This is a genomic window from Peribacillus deserti (assembly GCF_016909175.1).
Taxonomy (GTDB): Bacteria; Bacillota; Bacilli; order Bacillales; family DSM-1321; genus Paraperibacillus; species Paraperibacillus deserti.
In genome coordinates this window covers 1-20,894 of record NZ_JAFBFI010000032.1, presented here as the reverse complement: position 1 = coordinate 20,894, position 20,894 = coordinate 1, and the positions used below count along the sequence as shown (strand labels likewise).

General features: G+C 37.5%; 23 protein-coding genes and 1 pseudogene. 6 read left to right on the top strand and 18 right to left on the bottom strand.

Annotated features, from left to right (window positions below):
- Positions 1–303: 303 nt before the first annotated feature.
- The 4 genes from JOC77_RS20030 to JOC77_RS20015 form a co-directional block, all read right to left on the bottom strand.
- Positions 304–3,930, bottom strand: coding sequence for a cupredoxin domain-containing protein (locus tag JOC77_RS20030; RefSeq protein WP_204547934.1), 3,627 nt, complete (start codon positions 3,928–3,930; stop codon positions 304–306).
- Between the two features lie 27 nt (positions 3,931–3,957).
- Positions 3,958–4,203 (bottom strand): hypothetical protein, encoded by a 246-nt coding sequence (locus tag JOC77_RS20025; protein ID WP_204547931.1) that lies wholly within the window; start codon positions 4,201–4,203, stop codon positions 3,958–3,960.
- 119 nt (positions 4,204–4,322) lie between these two features.
- Positions 4,323–4,586, bottom strand: coding sequence for a hypothetical protein (locus JOC77_RS20020; RefSeq protein WP_239558943.1), 264 nt, complete (start codon positions 4,584–4,586; stop codon positions 4,323–4,325).
- 287 nt (positions 4,587–4,873) lie between these two features.
- Entirely contained in the window at positions 4,874–5,176 is a 303-nt protein-coding gene (locus JOC77_RS20015; RefSeq protein WP_204547928.1) for an antibiotic biosynthesis monooxygenase family protein, read from the bottom strand.
- Positions 5,177–5,983: 807 nt separating this feature from the next.
- Between JOC77_RS20015 and JOC77_RS20010 the strand changes: the two genes are divergently transcribed.
- Positions 5,984–6,223: a hypothetical protein gene (locus tag JOC77_RS20010; protein WP_204547925.1), complete on the top strand. Its 240-nt coding sequence runs from the start codon at positions 5,984–5,986 to the stop codon at positions 6,221–6,223.
- Positions 6,224–6,494: 271 nt separating this feature from the next.
- Here the strand turns inward: JOC77_RS20010 and JOC77_RS20005 are convergent, their stop codons facing one another.
- From JOC77_RS20005 to JOC77_RS19980, 7 genes and pseudogenes are all read right to left on the bottom strand, one after another.
- On the bottom strand, positions 6,495–7,115 hold the full coding sequence (locus JOC77_RS20005; protein WP_275585095.1) for an aldo/keto reductase: 621 nt from the start codon (positions 7,113–7,115) through the stop codon (positions 6,495–6,497).
- A gap of 28 nt (positions 7,116–7,143) precedes the next feature.
- Positions 7,144–7,458, bottom strand: coding sequence for an aldo/keto reductase (locus tag JOC77_RS21670; protein ID WP_275585094.1), 315 nt, complete (start codon positions 7,456–7,458; stop codon positions 7,144–7,146).
- Between the two features lie 34 nt (positions 7,459–7,492).
- Positions 7,493–8,191 carry a DUF4405 domain-containing protein gene (locus JOC77_RS21665; protein ID WP_204547922.1) on the bottom strand — a complete coding sequence of 233 codons (699 nt, stop codon included), beginning with the start codon at positions 8,189–8,191 and terminating at the stop codon, positions 7,493–7,495.
- Between the two features lie 65 nt (positions 8,192–8,256).
- Positions 8,257–8,841, bottom strand: coding sequence for an SDR family oxidoreductase (locus JOC77_RS19995; RefSeq protein ID WP_204547919.1), 585 nt, complete (start codon positions 8,839–8,841; stop codon positions 8,257–8,259).
- 136 nt (positions 8,842–8,977) lie between these two features.
- Positions 8,978–9,719 (bottom strand): annotated as a pseudogene (locus JOC77_RS19990) (SDR family oxidoreductase).
- A gap of 30 nt (positions 9,720–9,749) precedes the next feature.
- The gene (locus tag JOC77_RS19985; protein WP_204547916.1) at positions 9,750–10,595 is read right to left on the bottom strand and encodes an aldo/keto reductase; all 846 of its coding nucleotides are present in this window, start codon (positions 10,593–10,595) and stop codon (positions 9,750–9,752) included.
- Positions 10,596–10,718: 123 nt separating this feature from the next.
- Positions 10,719–11,705, bottom strand: a complete 987-nt coding sequence (locus tag JOC77_RS19980) for an aldo/keto reductase (RefSeq protein ID WP_204547913.1) — start codon at positions 11,703–11,705, stop codon at positions 10,719–10,721.
- A gap of 196 nt (positions 11,706–11,901) precedes the next feature.
- On the opposite strand from JOC77_RS19980, the gene JOC77_RS19975 reads away from it, so the two are divergent.
- Both JOC77_RS19975 and JOC77_RS19970 read left to right on the top strand, forming a co-directional pair.
- Complete coding sequence (locus JOC77_RS19975) at positions 11,902–12,453, top strand: TetR/AcrR family transcriptional regulator (protein WP_204547898.1); 552 nt, start codon at positions 11,902–11,904, stop codon at positions 12,451–12,453.
- Positions 12,454–13,024: 571 nt separating this feature from the next.
- Positions 13,025–13,696 carry a 5'-methylthioadenosine/S-adenosylhomocysteine nucleosidase family protein gene (locus JOC77_RS19970; RefSeq protein WP_204547895.1) on the top strand — a complete coding sequence of 224 codons (672 nt, stop codon included), beginning with the start codon at positions 13,025–13,027 and terminating at the stop codon, positions 13,694–13,696.
- A 338-nt stretch (positions 13,697–14,034) separates the two neighbouring features.
- On the opposite strand, the gene JOC77_RS21915 is transcribed toward JOC77_RS19970, so the two are convergent.
- A complete protein-coding gene (locus JOC77_RS21915; protein ID WP_377337305.1) occupies positions 14,035–14,130 on the bottom strand; it encodes a putative holin-like toxin in 96 nt (31 codons plus the stop codon).
- Between the two features lie 343 nt (positions 14,131–14,473).
- On the bottom strand, positions 14,474–15,496 hold the full coding sequence (locus JOC77_RS19965; RefSeq protein ID WP_204547892.1) for a DUF3231 family protein: 1,023 nt from the start codon (positions 15,494–15,496) through the stop codon (positions 14,474–14,476).
- 442 nt (positions 15,497–15,938) lie between these two features.
- Between JOC77_RS19965 and JOC77_RS21435 the strand changes: the two genes are divergently transcribed.
- From JOC77_RS21435 to JOC77_RS19955, 3 genes are all read left to right on the top strand, one after another.
- Positions 15,939–16,466 (top strand): IS110 family transposase, encoded by a 528-nt coding sequence (locus tag JOC77_RS21435; protein WP_239558940.1) that lies wholly within the window; start codon positions 15,939–15,941, stop codon positions 16,464–16,466.
- 86 nt (positions 16,467–16,552) lie between these two features.
- The gene (locus JOC77_RS21430; RefSeq protein WP_239558939.1) at positions 16,553–17,155 is read left to right on the top strand and encodes a transposase; all 603 of its coding nucleotides are present in this window, start codon (positions 16,553–16,555) and stop codon (positions 17,153–17,155) included.
- Between the two features lie 266 nt (positions 17,156–17,421).
- Complete coding sequence (locus JOC77_RS19955) at positions 17,422–17,610, top strand: hypothetical protein (RefSeq protein WP_204547889.1); 189 nt, start codon at positions 17,422–17,424, stop codon at positions 17,608–17,610.
- A gap of 90 nt (positions 17,611–17,700) precedes the next feature.
- Here JOC77_RS19955 and JOC77_RS19950 read toward each other — a convergent pair whose 3' ends face one another.
- From JOC77_RS19950 to JOC77_RS19930, 5 genes are all read right to left on the bottom strand, one after another.
- Complete coding sequence (locus JOC77_RS19950; protein WP_204547886.1) at positions 17,701–18,285, bottom strand: HNH endonuclease; 585 nt, start codon at positions 18,283–18,285, stop codon at positions 17,701–17,703.
- Positions 18,286–18,506: 221 nt separating this feature from the next.
- Complete coding sequence (locus JOC77_RS19945) at positions 18,507–18,731, bottom strand: hypothetical protein (RefSeq protein WP_204547883.1); 225 nt, start codon at positions 18,729–18,731, stop codon at positions 18,507–18,509.
- Between the two features lie 208 nt (positions 18,732–18,939).
- A complete protein-coding gene (locus tag JOC77_RS19940) occupies positions 18,940–19,245 on the bottom strand; it encodes a hypothetical protein (RefSeq protein ID WP_204547880.1) in 306 nt (101 codons plus the stop codon).
- Between the two features lie 282 nt (positions 19,246–19,527).
- Positions 19,528–20,301, bottom strand: coding sequence for a PAS domain S-box protein (locus tag JOC77_RS19935; RefSeq protein ID WP_204547877.1), 774 nt, complete (start codon positions 20,299–20,301; stop codon positions 19,528–19,530).
- Between the two features lie 68 nt (positions 20,302–20,369).
- Positions 20,370–20,693 carry a hypothetical protein gene (locus JOC77_RS19930; RefSeq protein WP_204547874.1) on the bottom strand — a complete coding sequence of 108 codons (324 nt, stop codon included), beginning with the start codon at positions 20,691–20,693 and terminating at the stop codon, positions 20,370–20,372.
- Between the last annotated feature and the right edge of the window lie 201 nt (positions 20,694–20,894).

The following is a 20,894-nucleotide window of genomic DNA, read 5'->3' as shown; positions in this document are numbered from 1 at the left end:
CAAGCAACCAGGCACTCTTTTAAAAATACAGAATGAGCTGTCTTCTTTAGTATTGCCTTTTTGACTGTATCTCAGAATTAATTTTCATGGGAGTTGAAGAATGAAATTAAAGCCTTTCCCAAGGTAATCCATTTTCAAATCAAATATAGTGTTTGTGCAACATTTAGACCCTTAGCGAGCCACGAAACCCCTTGCGGTACACAAATACAGTGTCGTAGACAATCAATTCGTGAAGCACCTGGTATCGTGAATTAATATCCTCAAGTAAAATCAATTAAGGATGGCAGAGCCATCCCTAACTTATTAATTATCTAAAGGTATAAGATGTTCCATTATTCTCTCATGGACTCTTATAAGTCCCCATAAGCCTAGCTCTATATTCCAGCGTATGTTTCCTGTTCTATACATATAATCCCCTGGGAATTGGCCGATTCCTCCGGCTCCACCTGCCAATTGTGCATCAAACGCCTCTCCCGAAATGTTTTGTCCTTTTGCTCCCCGGAATTCGGCATTCATATCCTGCCAGTCAGCCTTCCAGATATGGCCATGAATGACGAAGGTGTTGGTTCTTCTTCGCACGCCAGGAGTCAGTAGCCTGACAGTCACCGGGTCGCCGGGGTACGCCTCAAAAACTGGAGTAGCGGGATCACCAAAAACCTTTGAATCCGCCCAATCTTTAAGTATTGGATGCTTCTCAAAACGGTTTACCAGCCTTTCAGTTCGGTAGTTAAATCCTCTTGATCCCTGGTCATAGGTATCGAAAACCTCATCTAAACCGTTAATGATTCCTTCAGTCGGGTCAACAATTAGCTGATCCTGCTTATTAAGAAGACGAATGCCATCATGGAGCATGATTACAAATTCCCGGAAGTCTGGGAGATAAGGATTAATAATGACTGCGTTAGCCCCCGATTTCAACTTGCATGCAGTATAAGGATCAAAGTACTTAGAACCTTTTGGCTCGGCTATAAAAGCTCCAAAAGCTCCATGGTGCCTATGGTTGCGAAGGTCCGCCATATCCCAGAAGTTACAGGCCCCAATATTAGTCGGCACCTCCCAAAAATAAGTGATAGAGTCACCTGGCCCCACTGTTTGATCGGGATTGTACCCTACTGTGTCACCGCTGGAATGTTTAATGTCGTAATCCAGCAGTTGCGGGTGAATCGATATCCTTGGCGAAGTAGGGTAAAAAGCGTCGGCCTTGACGGCCGGATAGCCGTGTACATTTTGCTTCGGGAGTAACGCTGGATCCAGCAGATTCGTCAGTTTTATTTGTATTAAGTCACCAGAATTCCCCCTGATAACAAGCGGCTCTGGATTTATTTTTCCAGATAATATGTCATCCTTATGTTTTGAAAGGGCAAATATAATGCCCTGAGGGTCATGATCACCAAATTGGTTATATACAATAGGTGTTTGTATCGCTACAATATCATATTTTCTAAGGTTCATAATCTTAGTCTCAGGATCTAATTTAACAACCCGTTTGGGTAGGGAATCTCCTTTTTTCGGAAGCGGTCTGGTTCTCTTTGGAGGCAGCTGCCTATCACTTAATGGTATTAAATCATCAACCAATTGGTCATATGCCCTTAAAATTCCCCAACAACCATTAAAGACATCTTCTACATCTTCATAGGCGTACAGATAATCTCCGCTCCTTGGCACAAATGTTTCGGCTGTAAAGGATTGTGAAATACCGATATGCTGCTGTGAGACAAAACGTGAATCGAGGTCTTTTCTTTCCTGCCTCCATCTCAGCCCATGGAGATTGAAACTGTGTGACTCTTCATGGGCACCATCCAAGAGCCTGATACGTATCGGGTCTCCAGCGTAGGCCCTTAAGATTGGGGTGCCAGGATCACCATGAATAAATGAACTGAAGGAATAGGCGGGATCACAATCTTTTCCTAGTCTAAACTGCAGTGGTTCACATTTATAATTAACTCCGAATACACCTGGGTCATCAAGAGAACCCGGAAATTCAGGACGCTCAATGGGGCAACCATCTTTGTCAAATAGCAGTGCGAAATCATGGATAAATAATGTGTAATCTCTGTAGCTCGGTATAATGGGATGATCCACTGTAATCTGGGTACCCCTGTCGGTTTCCCTACCTGATTCCGAATCAAAGAATTGTGAAAATCTAGAATGAATAACGATGCCGGCAAACAATCCATGCTGCTGATGGGAATTGGCAAATAAATGATCATGAAAAAAAGTTGCCTTTAATTCAACATCTGAAAACCATTCCACTCTCATTGTTTCTCCGGGTAGAACACTACTATCGTAATTCCAGCCAACATTGGCCCCGTCTGCAACAAGTGGGTCAAATTTAACAAAGTGAACATGTGGTCCAACCTCGTATGTTCTGGTTGCCAGTTGAAAGGCATCACCGTCTAAGACCTGCGGAAGCCGATTAGTTAAATTAACCCTATTGCAACGGGCGGCATTGGTATGAAGAACTAGCGGCTCTGGCTCCTTCTTTCCTGATAAAACATCGTCTACATCTTCATCTTTAACATAAATTCTCGCCTTAGGGTCATGCCATCCTTGTTTATTGTATTGGAGAGGTAATTCAATAACTGAAATATTAAATTCTTTAACCACCGGATTTCCCAGGCAGGAATCAGTAAATACTGCACCAGGGCGTGCATTTGGCACTGCTGCATTCTTTTCAAGTTCAGTTAGTCCTCGTCCTCCTACAATACTAAGAGGAGGTCTGGGTGCCTTACAGCCCACTTTTCCCGGAATAAAGTTCGGAAATCCCGGTTTTTCTTTTGTAGGTTTAGGAGGTGCCGGCCTGTCTGGAAGAGGCTGCAAGGGCTTGATTGGTACCCCGTTCGGATAACACTGGGAGCCATCTTGGAGTGTATCAAATATGCGGTTAATCCCCCACATGCCATCCATGAAGTGAGGATAGAGATGGCAATGGATAATAACATCACCTATTGCCCCCTGCAGGCTGCCAAGACCGTATAAAGGTGAGATATTATAGAAATTCTGAGGGCTTATTGCCTGTGCATCGATAATTTCCGAATCTACATCTGTCGGCTCCTGCAGCCATTGGTGGACATGATAATGAAATACGTGGGTTTCCTTAACTCCGCCATGAATAAGCCTTATGGTTGCGGGATCCCCGACATAGCCTCTCAAAATAGGGGTTGCAGGATCCCCGAAGACCCAGGAATCGTGATGGACTTCTTCGCCATCACACCCGGGGCCTACCACTCCTGCCTCAACCAGCCTGACTCGATTTCCCAAAGGCTCTGCTCGGTAATTTACCGCATGAACAGATTCTCCAGGAAGACCGGTCATTGGATCAAGTGGGTCATTTCCCGTTAAATCCTTTTGTTCTGGTTCGTCATTGAAAAACCAGCCATATTCCCTGAAGGATGGGGCAAAAGGATGGTGAATATCCGCAAAAACACCACTATTGAGAGGGCCGCCGGTAACTGGATCTGTCCAAGTAGAGCCCCTACGTTCTACAAAAACGGCTCCAAATAAACCGTGAATGTTGGTGCCTTCCTCACCGCTCAACGGATTTCCTAAATCAGAAAAATAAGCAATTCCTTCTGTATCTGCTCTTAGATGATAAATTATAGTACATCCCGGTTCCACTAGCGTATCAGGATTCCGCCCGGCATTCGCTCCATCTGACGTTCTGACATCGTAAGTCAACTGCTGAAAATGCATGCCAGCTGCCCGCTCAAGTTTATTTTCAAATAGTATTTCTATAACATCTCCGGCATTCGCCCGAATAACTAATGGTTGAACTAGTTCTACAGGAGTAAACGGATTTTCTTTTACTAATTTTTTAACTGTTTTTTCGTTCTCCTTTAACACGTACATGCGTCCATTAGGGTCGTGGTCACCAAAATTGTTATAGACGATTCGTATCGGAATCGCCACAATGTGATAGCTGCGTTTCATGGTTATTCACCTCGCTGATTCAATCATTTAACTCGGGGATTTTGGAAAACCTTCTGTTTCGATATATAAAACGAGTATGGCATCAATATGAATAATCCAATTCCTGTTTTCAAAAATCGGTTGCTCGGCAGTATCCACGGCGACACGTACATCTTCAATTATTTCTAAAATTTCACCAATACTTATAAATGGAAACTCTGCTGTTAGAAAGAGAGCACGTCTTCCGATATTGTTTTGGAGAAATTCTATAAAAGGCAAGATGGGCTCTGACATTCGGATTAATCATATTGCTTACCCACCTGTATCTGAACTGCTAGATCTCCTAGTTGCCAATAACAACACCTCCTAAGAAATAGGGAATTTAGTATCTCTGTCAAATCTGGTAATAGCAGTTATTGTTCAACGGGAAACATTAAAGGTGTGGGGAACTCGAAATTTGGTGCATTGGACATCTTAATCTGCACTGGCCAAAGAGTGATAAGCCCCTCATCAGCCTGAATGAGTTTACCTACAAAGATTGGACGGAATGTCTGCCCAAAAATATTTAATTGGTCCGCACTGACGACAATAAGTAACTCTCGACCAAGATTTTCATTAATAAGATCTAGAGCTGCAGAACTTAGATTAGTGCCTTGATTTCTTTCACCCTGTGCCACAAGCTCACCTCCTAAAAAAGTTCTTCAAATTATAATTACATGTGCATTCCTTTGAATAGAACAATTTTAAATAATCATACTCAGACAGACAAATTGGATCTAACGAAGCATTCATTGATAGATGACTCTTGTCCCCGTGGCCTTTAAATAGACGATTATGTACCTTTTGTATCCACGAGAAACTATATCTGTTAAATACGATTTTTGCTTAGGCTCCACACTACATGAGCAAGGAGGACAAAAAAGACCGAAAAAAATCGGTCTTTTTCCTTTGGTAACGAGGTAGTTCAGGATTCTAAAGTGTAAACCTTCTCAAAATGTTCAACTGTTGGAAAAGGGTCATAAAAATGATGTAATCGCTTTTTCCATTCTTGATACTCAGTGGACTGTCTAAATCCTACTGTATGGTCTTCTAATGTTTCCCACTGCACCAGTAGTAAATATTTCCCTTCCACTTCCATACAACGCTGTAATTCGTGAGATATGTAGCCATTCATTGAAGAAATAATTTTTGATGCTCCACGAAATGCTTTTTCATATTCCGCTTCCATACCTTTCTTAACTTGTAGCACAACAGCTTCCAGTATCATTTGAATTACCCCTTTTCAAAGTTCTTCTTGCAGCTCTGTAGAGCAACTTCTATCTTTTTTAATTATAGAGTGAAAATGATTTTCCTCTAACCCTGCTTCTTTAAACAAAAAAATAGACTGCCGTAGCAGTCGTTCTTCCTCAACTAACGCACCCGTTAGTGAAATAAGACTCTTCACTCCGTTAGAATATTTCCACATCTTTGTATACCAATGTACCATATTCCGACAAACCTTCTATATAATAAAATCAGGATGTATGTTATACTTGTTATGCACACAATAAATATATATTGGGAACTAAAGACTCTTCTTAGTCACCTCCCCCTATGTGGAAGGGAGGCTAAGACGTTATGTCCTTAGACCATTTGAGAACAATGTTAAATTCCTTAAAGCACCACTGTGAAATTTCATTAAATTTTAATGACAACAACTACAAGCCGTTTTTGTTTGTTTGTTACAAAAATAATTTATTTGAAGTAATAAATGCCCAGACACTTGTTGTTGACACATTTGAAACTATAGAATCTACACTCACAGCCATTGACAATGAAATAGAACATAAATTCAAAAAAACCTCTAATTAATTAGAGGTTTTTTATTTGCACAATTTTTAACTATTTCTATCTATGTAACCATATGTTGTTGAACTAACGCACCCGTTATGGTATATTGGTATATTCCAACAAACCTTCTATATAATAAAATCAGGATGTATGTTATACTTGTTATGCACACAATAAATATATATTAGGAACTAAAGACTATTCTTAGTCACCTCCTCCTATATGGAAGGAAGGAGGTGACGTTATGTCCGTAGACCATTTGAGAACAATGTTAAATACCTTAAAGCAGTATTCCAACTGTGAAATTTCATTAACTTTTAATGACAACAACCAACAGCCGTTATTGTTTGTTTATTACAAAAATAATTTATTTGAAGTAATAAATGCCCAGACACTTGTTGTTGACACATTTGAGGCTATAGAATCAACACTCACAGCTATTGACAATGAAATAGAACATAAATTCAAAAAAACCTCTACTTAATTAGAGGTTTTTTGTTTGCACAATTTTTAACTATTTCTATCTATGTAACCAAATGTTGTTGAACTAACGCACCCTTTAGTTTAGTTTAAGTACAAACCTTCACAAAGTTAAAGAAAAAAAGCGAAACTCCACTTTGGGAAATCGGGATTTTCATTTATTGTACCATTGATTATTAACAGGCTCTAACCATTCTGTTTCTCATGAGATAAAGAAATACACCATGGACGGCAAATTCCCTATGGTGTATTTTTTATAATTTAGCTGATTTTGATTAGAAGTGTGTTTCATCAATATCAATTTTTGATAAGGCTTCATTTATGCTATCTAATTCTTCTTTTGTTAATTTTAGATCAGCTCCACCTAAGTTTTCTTCTAATCTGTGTAACTTTGTTGTACCTGGAATTGGAATAATAAATGGTTTTTGAGCTAATTCCCATGCTAATACAACTTGCGCAGATGTTGCATTCTTACTTTCAGCAACTTTAGCAATTAATTCTAACAAAGCTTGGTTATGGTCAATTACTTCAGGCTTGAATCTTCCCATGAAACCTCTATAGTCGCCTTCTTCATATTTGGTTTCATTTGAATATTTTCCGCTAAGGAAACCATTTCCAAGGGGACTGTAAGCAACAAATGAAATTCCCATTTCTTCACATAAATCAAATAATTCCTTTTCCGGTTCACGCCACATCATGGAGTATTGATTTTCAATGGCTGCAATCGGACATACAGCATGTGCACGTTTCATATAATCAATGGGTGCATTCGATAATCCCCATGCTTTAATTTTTCCTTCAGCCATTAATTCTTTCATCGTTTCTGCAACAGCTTCTGGTTCTACATTCGGATCAATACGATGTTGATAATATAAATCAATGCAATCGATTTTCAATCTTTTTAAGGAACCCTCTATCTGTTCTCTAATCGATTGGTGTACTATTTAAAATATGTTGAGGACGATCGTAAACAATTTCAGTTCCGGTGATTCCAAATTTAGTCGCAATCACCACCTGATCTCTGACTGGTGCTAGCGCTTTTCCTAATAATTCTTCATTGGCTTCGCCATAAACAACGGCAGTATCAAAAAAATTGCAGCCAAGTTCAATAGCTCTCCGAATTAATCTGATCATTTCATCACGATCAGCTGACTTTCCATAAGCATGATCCATTCCCATACAACCGAGTCCAATAGCAGAAACTTCAAGCCCACTTTTTCCTAACTTACGCTTTTGCATTATTTATCTTCCTTTCTTATTTATTAGCCATAATTCACTTGATATCCTCCGCTTTAAAACCTGCACTAGGTTTTCTGAGCTGTTCTTTGTAACCTTTAGTTTTTTCCTTCTTCTGAAGAAATTTCAGCGCATAATGAGTCCCACTGATATAAATTCCCATGACAGATAGATAATCAATTAAAAATCCCAACGCGGATTCATCATAGTTCCAACCGAATGGATTATATATGGTTAACCTTGAAATCATATCGTTCTCTAAGGAAGTCTGTACACCATTGACAACAATCAACACCGCTATGACACGTAATGCGATAGTGCGTATACGGCTGGTACTTGTAATTCCTGTCATCTTTCGTACAGCATTGATAATTGTTCCCCAAGAGATTCCTATATGCACAGCCATGAAGATAAATCCCCAATATGAAGTCAGAACATGTATCTGGCGTAGAATCATATCATTATTCATTGGAATAAAGGGAAATATATCACGGGAAATCGGCACTGAACTAATCATCACAACAGTCATAGATACTAGAAAAAGCAGATTGACCACTATACTCAAAGTGCGTCGGAAATTGTTCCTTCCATTAAAAATCGTCTTATACCAGTTTCGATTTAGTATATAGTGTTTGGTATCAATTGCTGTAATGCTGATAATCTTTTCTTGACATATAGGTTTTATTTTCGTAACGAATGAAGTTATCGAGAAAGTTGAGGCATCCTTATTATGCATCAAATAAGAATCCGACCGGTAACCTATTCGTCTCGATTGTTTGCCTAATTCTATCGCATTTACTATTAGAGTTTACCCACGCCTAAGCTGCGACGAATTTCCAATCCTGGTGTTTTAGCCAATTTAACAATCAAATCGGCAATACTCTTTCGTGATACATCATGCCCTTTAAATGGTTCGCCTTTCTGAGTTGTTTCATAGTCAATTTCATCTTTATTGGTAAACCATCCGGGTCTTAGAATTGTATAGTCAAGGTCTGAGGCTTCAATGACCGCAGCAGATTTACGATATGGATCTAATATACTACCATAACTCTCTCCTGGGACTTCATCATAAATTCCCATTGAACTGATCCATATGAGACGTTTGATGCCACTAGCGTTCATTGCTTCTACAACGCTTATTGCCATACTTTCTAATGAACCAGCTAAATTGGCATAAACCACATCTTGTCCAACCATCGCTTCTTTTAATTTTTCAATATCCAAAACATCGCCTTCGATTACTTGTACACGATTTGAATCAATGTGTATTAAATTGCGTGAGTTACGCAAATAAAGTGTCAACTGTAGATCGGTTTCTTTAAGGAATATATCAATAGCTACACGGGCAAGGGACCCGTTAGCTCCAAGAATTAAAACATTGGTCAATTTAAAAACTCCTTTCATCATTAACAAAACTGCCCCAAATTTCCTTTTTCTTTTGAATCATATTCTAGTTTTCATTAAACAAAAAGGAAGCAAAACTTGCCCCCTTTTTGATTGATTTTTCAGTTATTATGCTGATTTACATTACTTGTTTTGTTGGTCGAATGATAACTTCATTCCATGCCGCATCATCTGGTAAATCAATAGCTTGCTTGATTGTTAAAGCGACACGCTCTGCAGGGATTCCAAAATTTTCATAAAAATCTTCAAAGTTATTTTTGAAGTCGTTATCTGTTACAGATTCTAGTAATTCCGTATTAATTGCACCAGGCGAAACAATGGTAACACGAACATTTGATAGATCTTGAGCCATCTTCACGCAACGATTCACTGATTGCACGAACTGCCCATTTAGTTGCTGAATATACAGAACCTCCCGCATGTGCAATATGACCTGCTATGGATGAAATATTAATGATGTGTCCAGCTTTTTGTTTTTCCATATAAGGAAGTGTTGCACCAATGCCATATAAAGTTCCTTTAATATTGATATCAATCATACTGTCCCAATCTTCAATTTTCTTTTGCTTTAGCAATGACTGCGGCATGATACCTGCATTATTCATCCAAACATCAATACGTCCAAATGTATCGACAGCAAGTTTTGCTAGTGCTTCAACTTCTCCTACTTTAGTCACATCAGTAACAGCATACACTGCTTCGCCACCTAGTTCTTTCACTTCTTTTACTAGGTCTTGCAAACGACTCTCACGACGAGCACCTAATACTAGTTTAGCACCGTCTTTAGCTAAGATTTTTGCAGTAGCTTCACCAATACCACTTGAAGCCCCAGTAATTACAACAACTTTTGAGTTTGCCATTTTATTATTACCTCTTTCATAATTTTTAGTTTATTTGCCTAGTCCTGTTAAAAATTCTACTGTTTCTGGATCGTAATGCGAGAAGAATAGACTTTGTTCTTGATCTAGTTTCGCAATTTTATCCATATCTTCATTTGTTAGTGCAAAATTAAAGACATCGAAATTTTGAATCATACGCTCTTTCGATACAGTTTTAGGAATGACTACCACATTGCGTTGAATGAGATAACGAAGAGCAACTTGAGCAACTGATTTACCATATTGCTCACCAATCTCTTTAAGGATTTCATTCGTAAAGAAATCATTTCTTCCTTCTGCAAAAGGTCCCCAAGATTCAATTTGAGTACCATATTTATCTATTATCTTTTGGGCTTGCTTTTGTTGGTTGAACACATGGGTTTCTATTTGGTTAACCATTGGAGTGATTTCACTAAACTGAGCGATATCAATGAAACGATCAGGATAAAAATTACTTACACCAATTGCTTTGATTTTTCCCGCTTTGTAATACTCTTCCATAGCACGATAAGTACCATAGTAATCATTAAATGGTTGATGAATCAACATTAAATCAATGTAGTCTGTTTGTAGCAAACGTAAAGACTCGTCAATTGATGCTTTAGCTTTTTCATAACCGGCATTGGAAATCCAAACTTTTGTTGTAATGAAGAATACTTCACGAGGTACGCCACTTTTACGAACTGCATTACCAACAGCTTCTTCATTCCCATAAGCTTGAGCAGTGTCGATAGAACGATATCCCACTTCAATAGCTTCACTCACAACTCGTTCACACTCTTCAAGGTCAGCAATTTGATATACTCCGAAACCTAAAATTGGCATCTTAATTCCATTAGATAAAGTTATAGTTTGCATTTAAATTCCTCCTATATGTTTTACTAACTTCTGTTTAACTATTTGTAATGCCATTAGTATCATAAATCTGTTCATTACATGCACTCAAAGCTTTTGGTCATCTTTGGGATTAGTATTCATTCATTAATTTTGAAACATACCAAGTACAAGATGCGGAACATACGGTTCCTCTAAGAACGCAATTTCTTCCGGTGTTAATTTTATCTCTAGGGCACCTACTGCTTGTTCAATATGGGAAATTTCAGTAGTACCAACAATTGGAGCTGCTACTGGTTCTTTCTGTAGCAACCAGGCAAGTGCGATTTGAGACATCGATACACCGCGCTTTTCAGCAATTTCGGCTAACCGACCAACCACTTTTCGATCTGCACCAGCTGTTCCGGAATAAATAATTTTACTGATCTCATCCACTTTGGAACGGTCGTCATCTTTGCCCCAAGGTCGTGCCAATCTTCCAGCTGCCAGTGGACTCCACGGAATCACACTGATTTTTTCTTCCTTACAGAGGGGCAGCATCTCCCTTTCTTCTTCACGGTATAGGAGATTAAGATGATTCTGCATGGTTATAAATTTAGTCCATCCATTTTTTCCAGCTATAGCGTTTGCCTTCATTAACTGCCAAGCATACATGGAAGATGCACCAATGTATCTTGCTTTTCCAGCTTTTACAACATCGTGTAATGCTTCCATTGTCTCTTCGATCGGAGTGTCGTAATCCCAGCGATGAATTTGATAAAGGTCTACATAGTCTGTTCCAAGGCGTTTAAGACTTTTATCAATTTCACTCATAATTGCCTTTCGGGAAAGTCCCGCACCATTTGGTCCTTTACGGACGCGAAAATAAACTTTTGTAGCAAGGACAATTTCATCACGATTTGCATAGTCCTTTAGAATCCGACCAGTAATTTCTTCACTCGTTCCGTCTGAGTAGCTATTCGCTGTATCAAAAAAATTGATCCCTAATTCAAGAGCTCTTTTAATCATCGGACGAGCTTTTTCCTCATCCAATGCCCACGGAAAATCGCCCCGTTCTCCAATTCCAAAGCTCATACAGCCAAGACAAATCCGGGATACATCCAATCCGGTTTTTCCAAGTTTCACATATTCCATTTATAGGTCCTCCTCAATTTGATATAGCTTAATTGTTACCTCTCACAAAATACTCATTGATGTATTAGGTGACATCTGTGTATAATTATAGAAAAGAAACTGAAGGTTTCCTATGGTCAATTAACCACGATTTGTGTATTAGTACACAAACGAATTAAAATTGTGTAATTTCAAAGAAAGTTTGGTGACTCTAATATTGTCTAAGGTGGATAGAAGAATACTTAAATCTCAAGAAGCGATAAAAAAGGCTGTTATTGAATTGATGTCTGAGAAAAGTTTTGATGACATTACGATTCAGGATATTACCGAAAGGGCAGATCTCAGCCGAAAAACGTTCTATCTTCGTTACATCGATAAATATGATTTACTTGATAAACTAATTGAAGAACATATTAATGAGCTTCGGAAAACATGCGAGATAGAATCGGATATGGAATTAGATTATATAGAAGGATACCAGATTTGGTTCGAATTCTTTGAGAAGAACTATTTATTCTTTTCAACGATGATCGCGAGTAAAGGATCCCCTACCTTTCGCAGCCGGTTCCTTGATTTTATCATCGAAGAGGTAAAGGGCGATGTGGACACCACGGAAGGGAAAAATCGTGGATTAAATGAAGAGGTTTTTGTTCAATTTTTTAGTTCAGCCTTTGTAGGCTTAGTTGAATGGTGGTTTAAGAATGGAATGTCAGTTCCACCACGTGTGATGGCAGAACAAGTGGGGATGTTATTTGAAAGGAATTTTTAGTTTCAAAGAAAACTCCCTTAATTGATAACAAAGGGAGTCGGAAATTCTTTTAGGACAATCCTTCACAATCTGCAATTTATATTCAGTTTGTGAAGGATTGTACTTAAACTAATCTGCGACGTTAGCACAACAAGAAAAGACCGCCGCAGCGATTTCATCTTAAACTATTGCACCCGTTAGTTGAAGATAAGAAGGAGGACTATAAAAATAACTCGTCTTATTATTACTGGGCATTATTGAAGTCGATTGGAGCTGAAATTATCTCCTTTAATCCTTAAAATAGCTTAAAAAAACCGTGAGTTTTAAAAAAATACCCAGTGATGAGTGTCTTCAGGTTAATGCAGACCAATTTTGGCGGAAAAGGATTAGACGACGGCTAAATCGAATATATAATTAGATTAAAAGTATGCTGTTCTTATTCAACAAACGTAGCAGGTTAGAAAAAAAGGATACTTACATATTAATAACCAATTGTTGATGAACAGAGTAAAGAAGGATAGGATAAAAATGAAATTCAGACCGTGTATAGACATTCAATACTGACAAATTATTTTTGTAGGGTGATAAATCGATGATAGGAATAAGTATAGCAACGAAGTGGGAATATGAAGCGTCATTGGAATATTTCAGCATAAAAGATAATGAACGTTTCGGTTATCCTTATGGCGAGTATTTCATAAGAACAATTGATGATACCGAACTTGTTTTTTATAGTACAGGTGTAAGAAAAATAAATGGTGTCGGTGGTAATCAGTATATGATTTCTAAATTTAATTTAACTAAAGTAATCGTTGCTGGAACATGTGCAGGAATAGATGATAAGTTCAGTAATTTAGATATTTTTGTACCCGATAAAGCCGTTCAATATGATTGCACAGTAAAAGAAATCGAGCCTCTTATTAAACAATCCTTCATAGTAGATATTGATTTATCCAAATATGGAAATGATTTTTATACTGGAACAATTGGCACCGCTGATAAAGCCGTAGTTATGTGGAAGGACTATTTAGAACTTATAGAAAACAAAATAACAATAGCCGATACAGAAGCGGGTGCAATTGCTTATATCTGTAAGAAGAATGATGTTGAGTGCATTATTATAAAAGGGATATCTGATTTTCCAACAGAAGAAAGTAACTCTGATAAATTCGAATCGAACATTGAACAAATTAATATTTATTTAGAAAACACCCCCAAAGTTATGAACAAAATATTTGGCGAATATTTAAAGAGATTTATTTAAATAAACTTGAAGTTAATAGAAAGATTGTGATTGTTGATGAAACTTTTTTTAATGGAGTCTCCTTTGTTCTACTTTCATTAGCAAGATTGTGAAAAAATGTACTTATACTAACGGGGGCGTTAGTTCAATAAGACAATAAAACCAAACAGAACTTTAATTTTATGGAAGTTCTATTTTTTCTATAAATATCAACATTAAACTTTAACAGAGCCAAATAAAAAGACTGCCGAAGCAGCCATTTCCTTGTTGAACTAACGCACCCTTTAGTTCAACAAGAAAGAAGAAGCAAATACGCCTGAACAGGGTTGGAGTTATTAAAAAAAACACGCTAAGCGTGTTCAGGAATTCTTATTATTATTTTTAAAGTCCAGAATAGCGATTACAAACATCCCAAAGCTTAGCATCAGAGATAAAAAAGCTTCAAAAGTAACCATTTATATACCGCCTCCTCATAATAAGCCTTCCCAGATACAAGTTTGTCCTATACAGAAAAAAAATAAAAAAGAACCGACCCATTAAACACAAGTTCCTTGCCTGTCCATAGCATTGTCATTAACTCTTTCACCTAACCTGTTGTAGCCTTATGAAGGTTTAATGATGTGTGATAAAAAGGAGGGACCATTCCTTCCGCAACTAACCTATCCTGTAAGTAGAACAACACAAAAAAGCTGCGGCAGCAGCCATATGTACTTGAACTTATGCACCCGTTAGCATAATAAGATGTTCAGCAAAAAAGGGCGGTAATCCTTCCTGGATTAACGCACCCTTTTATGTAACTTATCTACTCAGGTTAGTTGGAGGCTGTTCCATCCATCCATTCTCAATCAACAAATTACCACCATCATCAACAAAAAGTAAAACATTAGCAATTGCTTTGGAGTATACCAATGCTATATCCCTTCTTCCATTAACAGCGATTGAATTGGAGAAAGAGCGGATTTTCATTGAGAACATATCAACTTTATGAAAAGTCATGAGTCTATCGGAAAAAGGAGCAATACTTGATGATGTAACCAAATGGTCCAAATAAGACGGAGAAGGCAAGTTGTCATCCTCAAGCTTTTCTTTAAACTGTCTTATTGCTTTATCTGTTATTTCCTTTCCCCTAATGAAAAAATCTCGTACCTTTTCTCTATTAGCCACCTGGCTGAAGCCAGTAATCAGAGCTTTGCTGGTAACATTGTTTTCGATGTTATCATATAAGTGTATGATCTCCAAGGCATGCAACGGTCGTTTTTCTCCTAAAAACCCGCTAAAAAAATTTTGTTTATGTACAAAATCAACTTCCTTAGGAATAGGAATCTCTGGGATTTTAATAATTAAGTCTTTACTCATTAGCATATCATTGATTTGAGAAAGTAACTCAATTGTTGCCTTGTTGCAGTATGCAAAAAAATTCCGGACATCTTCTCTCAAAACCAAGGGTATTGCGACCGCATATAAACTAAGTCCCGCTTTAGCCGCATATTTTAAATAGTGGACATAAAATTCGTCCTTATACAATCTTGGAGATTGAAGATTAACATCCTCATCCGTAAACCCTTTAGGAATGGCAACGTGATCTTTCTTCATTATGCCTTCTATTTTCTCAATAAAATCCTGGGCTAAATTTTTCCCGTTGTTTAACAACTGTTTTATTTCCTCATCGTCTACATGATTGAGAAAGGAAGTTAAAATACATTTAGACATAGTATTTCCCACATAAGTTGCCCAAAGTTTTCCCAGTTCTGCCGCAGTTAATTTTTGGTCTGGTGCTAATTTTTTAGATTTTATATTCTTGAGGCTTTTAATCGGTTCCATAAAAACCACCTTGTGTTTTTATGTTAGTTTTATCGGAATCAAATTATTTATTCTATTGAGACCAAAACATTGTTTTTCCCACTTATTTATAACACTTTGACCTTACTTCCCGTTTTCTTCCACCAACCTGCCCGTTTGTGGAACAACAAAAGAACTTCCTCAGCAACCCAGCGTTGTTCAACTAACGCACCCGTTAGCCAATCATGCAGCACTGCTGCACCACAGAATATGAAAATGGGTTTCCTGTCCATACTGATCTTACGGCTAGGAGAGGAAGGTCGATATACTATGGTGCCTCTGAGCCCACCCGTTAGTCTGACTCCAACGACCACAGTGCACCACTGATTGTCGCTCCCTTACGGGAAGCACGCATGGGAGATTAACCCTACTCTGGTTGTTGCACTAGCCTCCTATACATAAGCCGCAGAAAGGAATTTTTTCAATGGACGTTGTCGTTGAAAGAGCTTGTGGTCTCGATGTTCACAAAAAGAGCATTACTGCATGCATTATCACACCAGATGGGAAGGAGATTCAAACATTTTCAACTCACACTGTATTTCTCCTACAGTTATTGGATTGGATCAAGGAACACGGCTGCACTCATGTCGCAATGGAAAGTACTGGTGTCTTTTGGAAACCAATTGTAAACCTGCTTGAAGCAGAGAGTATCGAATTTTTAGTCGTAAATGCTCAACATACGAAAGCTGTCCCTGGAAGAAAGACGGATGTAAAAGACGCAGAATGGATTGCCAGCCACTTCGTCACGGTTTGCTTAAAGCTAGCTTTATACCAAATCGAAATCAGAGAGCTTAGAGAGTTAGTTCGCTACCGGCGAAGTATCATTGAAGAACGTGCCAGACAGCACAATCGTATTCAAAAGGTATTAGAAGGAGCTAACATTAAGTTATCTTCTGTCATCTCCGATGTCATGAACGTATCAGGTCGCGATATGCTTCTCGCTATCGCTTAAGGTGAAGAAGATCCGGAAAAACTGGCTAGCTTTGCAAGAAGAAGCATGAAAAAGAAAAAGGAAGAATTAGAATTAGCTCTACGAGGTTGTATAAACCATTATCACGTCTAATGATTAAAACTATCATTACACATATTGATTTTCTAAATGAACAAATAGAATTACTAGATAAAGAGGTATCTCTAAGAGTAAGTTCTTGTCATGAAGATATTGAAAGGGATTCCATTCCAGGAGTAGCTACTCGTACAGCTGAACAAATATTAGCAGAAATAGGACCAGATGTTACCTCTCAATTCCCTTCAGCTAATCATCTCTGTTCTTGGGCGGGGTTAGTGCCGGGGCATAACGAAAGTGCTGGGAAACGGAAGACTTCCAGAGTAAAAAAAGGAAATAAGTATTTAAAAGCTGCACTTGTAGAGTCAGCTCATTCTATTCGTGGTTCGAAGAACTACCTGGGTGCTTTGTATAGGCGAACAGCTGCGAAAAAAGGGAAAATGCGGGCAGCTATAGCTGTGGCCCATGCCATTTTAAGAATTGCTTACTACCTCCTATCCAGAAAAGAGATATACGTAGATCTCGGTGAAGACTACTTTGATAAGCAAAGACAGGTTTCCATTGTCCGGCATTCCGTTCGAAGACTTGAAAACTTAGGATACAGTGTTACTATATCTGAATCAGAAGCCTCCTAATCCATCAAACTTATATTCAAAGACAAGCAACCAGGCACTCTTTTTTTTTTAAAAAAGAATGAGCTGTCTTCTTTAGTATTGCCTTTTTGACTTTATCTAAGAATTATTTTCATGGGAGTTAAACTAGTCGTTATCATTAGTTCCCTAAGTAGCTGTGAGATTACATTTAATAGGAAAGGGTATATATACCTATCTTCCTTCTTCTTCTTAATACCTCCTGCTGAGCTTTCTTTATCCCAAAGAGAACTTGGCGGGAGGTGATAGGATTGAGAAAGATCTATGGGGTTCAAAATTTAATCGTTTATCTTGCTTCAGTAGGCTATCCGCTTAATGAAAAGCAAGTCCACGATCTTATTCTAAATAAAGATATACCTCATCTTAGACCTTTCAACAATATGATTGTCTTTAATTTAGATCATATAGATTGGTGGGTTAGTCAGCGATTAAAACCATAGGACGGGCCCTGCTTAGGCAGGGTTTATTTTTTATCACGATTTTAACTAACTCACCCCTTAGTCGAAGAAGAGAAAAGAAATATGTATCAATTAGAGATTATCTTTATTTATCCCATTGACCTTTTGAACTGTCATATACCATTGTTTGATATTCGATATCGTTAGCAGCTCCTGATGATTTTCAACATACTCCATAAACCAGTGTATCAGCCCATCCCACTCGGAAAAATTTCCTGGTTCATACAATTTCCAACCCAGTTCTTCCAAAGTAAAATTAGATTTGGTACTGTTTCTTAACATAGAAGTGGATACCAAATTTTCAATATTATTTTTTCCACCTTTTACTATAGGTACAATATGGTCTAACGTAGGTGAAAGATCCCAATAAGCTGGATGGCATTCGCTCATCTTCCAATTTGGATGGTAAGGAAATTGATGAGGGTAAGTCTTCGATAAAACTCTTAAAACAGGAGGGAAAATAAGTTTTTGACCGCTGTAGCGGTCGATAAACCCGTCCCGAATGAATATTTTAACCATCTGTAATTTTGAATAGGATCGTTTAGCATATTCTAGTCCATAAAAAGGATATTGTTCATTGAGAAGAGTTTCTCCTTTTTCTTTCTTCCCATCCATTAAATTACTACACACTTCACTGATAATATTTACTTTCTCCACTATTAGTCACCTCTCCAATAACCATTTTTATCACTTGAATACATTGACTATTGGATAGATATTACCTCAAAGAGGAAATACGGAAACCAGTAAAAATTACAATGCGAACGGTTTAATAAACAGGAAACAACACCTTTTTAACTAACGTACCCGTTAGCTTAACCAGGTTATAGCCGGTTTGCTTTTTAGCCAATGAAAAATTAACTAAATTTGAAAACATATCACAGCCTCAATGCTTCAACTTCTATATGCAGCTCAGTTATTGATCCTAAATAAGTGTCATTGTGAAATAAGTTAATATCCTTAATTTCATACTCAAAACCTTTAATAGTCACACTGTTGCTGACTTTTAAAGCGTTGGAATAGGCATTCCAGTTTTGAATATTGTATTCACCTACAGTGTTCCCGCACGAAAAGTAACTTACTTTGAATGATTCACTAGACATTTTAAATTCCCCCTCTTGGAGTAGAATTCGGTTTTTCGGATAATATTCCTGTTTTTAGTGGGGATTTATCAACTCGATTTGTATAAGAGTAGGATAATTTACTTTTAAGACGTTTATTAAGAAAATTAGAGCCTTTTATAGGCTCCTTCATTACTTCTTTGTTGGATAAAATACAATTGGTAATTCATAATACTATTTGTTGTGTTTATTATTCATTGGTTCCATAACCTACTACTTTATAGTCCATTTGTCCATTATCATCTTCGGCATATAAGACTGACACTCGAAAAATTTGAGATTTATTCTTCTTGTTGTACCCTTCGACCCAAAGACCACTATTACCGAGGGCATCAGAAAACTCCACAGACTGTGGAACAAAATCAATATTACTGTTCTTTTTCATGTAACTAATTGCTTCTTCTTTACCCCTTTTTGATATTTCCTCTTTATCTACACAGGCGGTTAATAAAACGAACATCCCAATCACGAGTATGATCTTTTTCAACATATGCATAAAAAAACTCCAAAATTTAAAGTTTTATGAAGCACCAAATTTGTCTCCACTTTATTTATGGTACAAAATATACCAACCAAATACTATACGAAGATAGATAAATTAAATTATACTATTTTTCTCTTAAGACTTGTTGAACTAACGCACCCATTAGTTAAACAAACCTCCTGGGAATCCTATGCTTTTATAACCCATAGCCAAACATAAAAAAAGTGCGTTAATCCTGCCTGGATCAACGCACCCTTCTATTTAAAGTAAATAACACAAAGTATTTTATGTAATCTATCTTTGGTCTGTAATGGTATAGTCTACACCTGAAAAGTGCAAGGCATCCTTAACACTCGAAAAAGTAATTATGTCTTCTAAACTTATTCCAAGCTTAACTGCGTCAGCAGCTAATTGAGGTCTTAAGCCAGTTATAAAGCTCTGTACCCCAAGTAATTTTAGTACATTGTTAATTTTAAAAAGAGAATCAATAACTAAAGAGTCCATCTCATATATTCCAGAACAATCAATAATTAATTTGCTAACATTTTGCTTTTGCACATTCACTGGTACCAGTTCTAAAAGTAGACTTGCCCTGTCCTGATCTATCGTACCTGACAAAGGAAGGACTGCAATACCTCCTAGCAGGGGCACAATGGTTAAAGCAAGCTCATTTATTTTTTTTACCATTTCTCTTCGTATATTCTCCAGATGTTTTTTCTCTGTGAGATCCCTTACATAAGTTTGGATAGCTCTTGTATCCCCTATTTTAATAGGATGGCAATATAACTCAACATCAACTGAAGTGCCATCCATTCTATATATCGTCTCTTCAATAACCTCTGCTGGTTTACTGTAAGCCCCCGATATTCTTTTTGTAATTGCAGGTTTAGACGTATCTTTAAAAATATCTAAAGGACTCCGCTCAATTACCTCTTCCTTAGATGCTCTAAAAAATTTTTCTGCTGCTTCGTTTATATAAATTATTTTCAGTTGTGAATGAACTATTAGCGGTTCTAGTGAATATTCAATTACTTCTTTGTAATTAATATCTTCGATATTCTCACTCATTTATTCTCACTCCCCGAATATAAGTTTATGTATTTTAGCGTCCAATTCAAGAAATAGCTATTTATTTCTCATTTGGGAATCGTTAGCGAAACGGGAAATGGCAATGCATTTGGCTTGACGTTTAATTGATCAGCATCCTCCAGTGAAAAGTCTATTGACACTTTTTTCTTTGTTTTATCATTTGGGTTTTCAACATAGAAAATCACGTTATTGAAACTATCCTTGCTATATCCTTTGATCCCTAACTTTTGCAATTGTTCAAATTCAGCCGATAAACATCTATTTTCTAAAAAATCATTCTGTCTTAGTTGCTCATACAGATTTCCGTCACATCCTGACAATAGGAAGAGGGAGCTAAAAAGAATAAGAATAGGCATTGTAGTCACACCCATTCTCTTCCCTTATTATGTACACGGTTATATGGAATATGTATTTGCTGACCGATACTGTTGATACTTGAATGGTATACATAAAAAAATGCTGCTGAAGCAGCATGAACCTTCTTTAACTAACGCACCCGTTAGCCAATCATGCAGCACTGCTGCACCACAGAATATGAAAATGGGTTTCCTGTCCATACTGATCTTACGGCT

Excerpts from the sequence above, each read along its gene's own strand:
- JOC77_RS20030 (WP_204547934.1), bottom strand. The coding sequence starts at position 3,930 with ATGAAACGCAGCTATCACATTGTGGCGATTCCGATACGAATCGTCTAT.
- JOC77_RS20025 (WP_204547931.1), bottom strand. The coding sequence starts at position 4,203 with ATGTCAGAGCCCATCTTGCCTTTTATAGAATTTCTCCAAAACAATATC.
- JOC77_RS20015 (WP_204547928.1), bottom strand. The coding sequence starts at position 5,176 with ATGATACTGGAAGCTGTTGTGCTACAAGTTAAGAAAGGTATGGAAGCG.
- JOC77_RS20010 (WP_204547925.1), top strand. The coding sequence starts at position 5,984 with ATGTCCGTAGACCATTTGAGAACAATGTTAAATACCTTAAAGCAGTAT.
- JOC77_RS21670 (WP_275585094.1), bottom strand. The coding sequence starts at position 7,458 with ATGCAAAAGCGTAAGTTAGGAAAAAGTGGGCTTGAAGTTTCTGCTATT.
- JOC77_RS21665 (WP_204547922.1), bottom strand. The coding sequence starts at position 8,191 with ATGCATAATAAGGATGCCTCAACTTTCTCGATAACTTCATTCGTTACG.
- JOC77_RS19985 (WP_204547916.1), bottom strand. The coding sequence starts at position 10,595 with ATGCAAACTATAACTTTATCTAATGGAATTAAGATGCCAATTTTAGGT.
- JOC77_RS19980 (WP_204547913.1), bottom strand. The coding sequence starts at position 11,705 with ATGGAATATGTGAAACTTGGAAAAACCGGATTGGATGTATCCCGGATT.
- JOC77_RS19970 (WP_204547895.1), top strand. The coding sequence starts at position 13,025 with ATGATAGGAATAAGTATAGCAACGAAGTGGGAATATGAAGCGTCATTG.
- JOC77_RS21915 (WP_377337305.1), bottom strand. The coding sequence starts at position 14,130 with ATGGTTACTTTTGAAGCTTTTTTATCTCTGATGCTAAGCTTTGGGATG.
- JOC77_RS19965 (WP_204547892.1), bottom strand. The coding sequence starts at position 15,496 with ATGGAACCGATTAAAAGCCTCAAGAATATAAAATCTAAAAAATTAGCA.
- JOC77_RS21435 (WP_239558940.1), top strand. The coding sequence starts at position 15,939 with ATGGACGTTGTCGTTGAAAGAGCTTGTGGTCTCGATGTTCACAAAAAG.
- JOC77_RS19945 (WP_204547883.1), bottom strand. The coding sequence starts at position 18,731 with ATGTCTAGTGAATCATTCAAAGTAAGTTACTTTTCGTGCGGGAACACT.
- JOC77_RS19940 (WP_204547880.1), bottom strand. The coding sequence starts at position 19,245 with ATGCATATGTTGAAAAAGATCATACTCGTGATTGGGATGTTCGTTTTA.
- JOC77_RS19935 (WP_204547877.1), bottom strand. The coding sequence starts at position 20,301 with ATGAGTGAGAATATCGAAGATATTAATTACAAAGAAGTAATTGAATAT.
- JOC77_RS19930 (WP_204547874.1), bottom strand. The coding sequence starts at position 20,693 with ATGGGTGTGACTACAATGCCTATTCTTATTCTTTTTAGCTCCCTCTTC.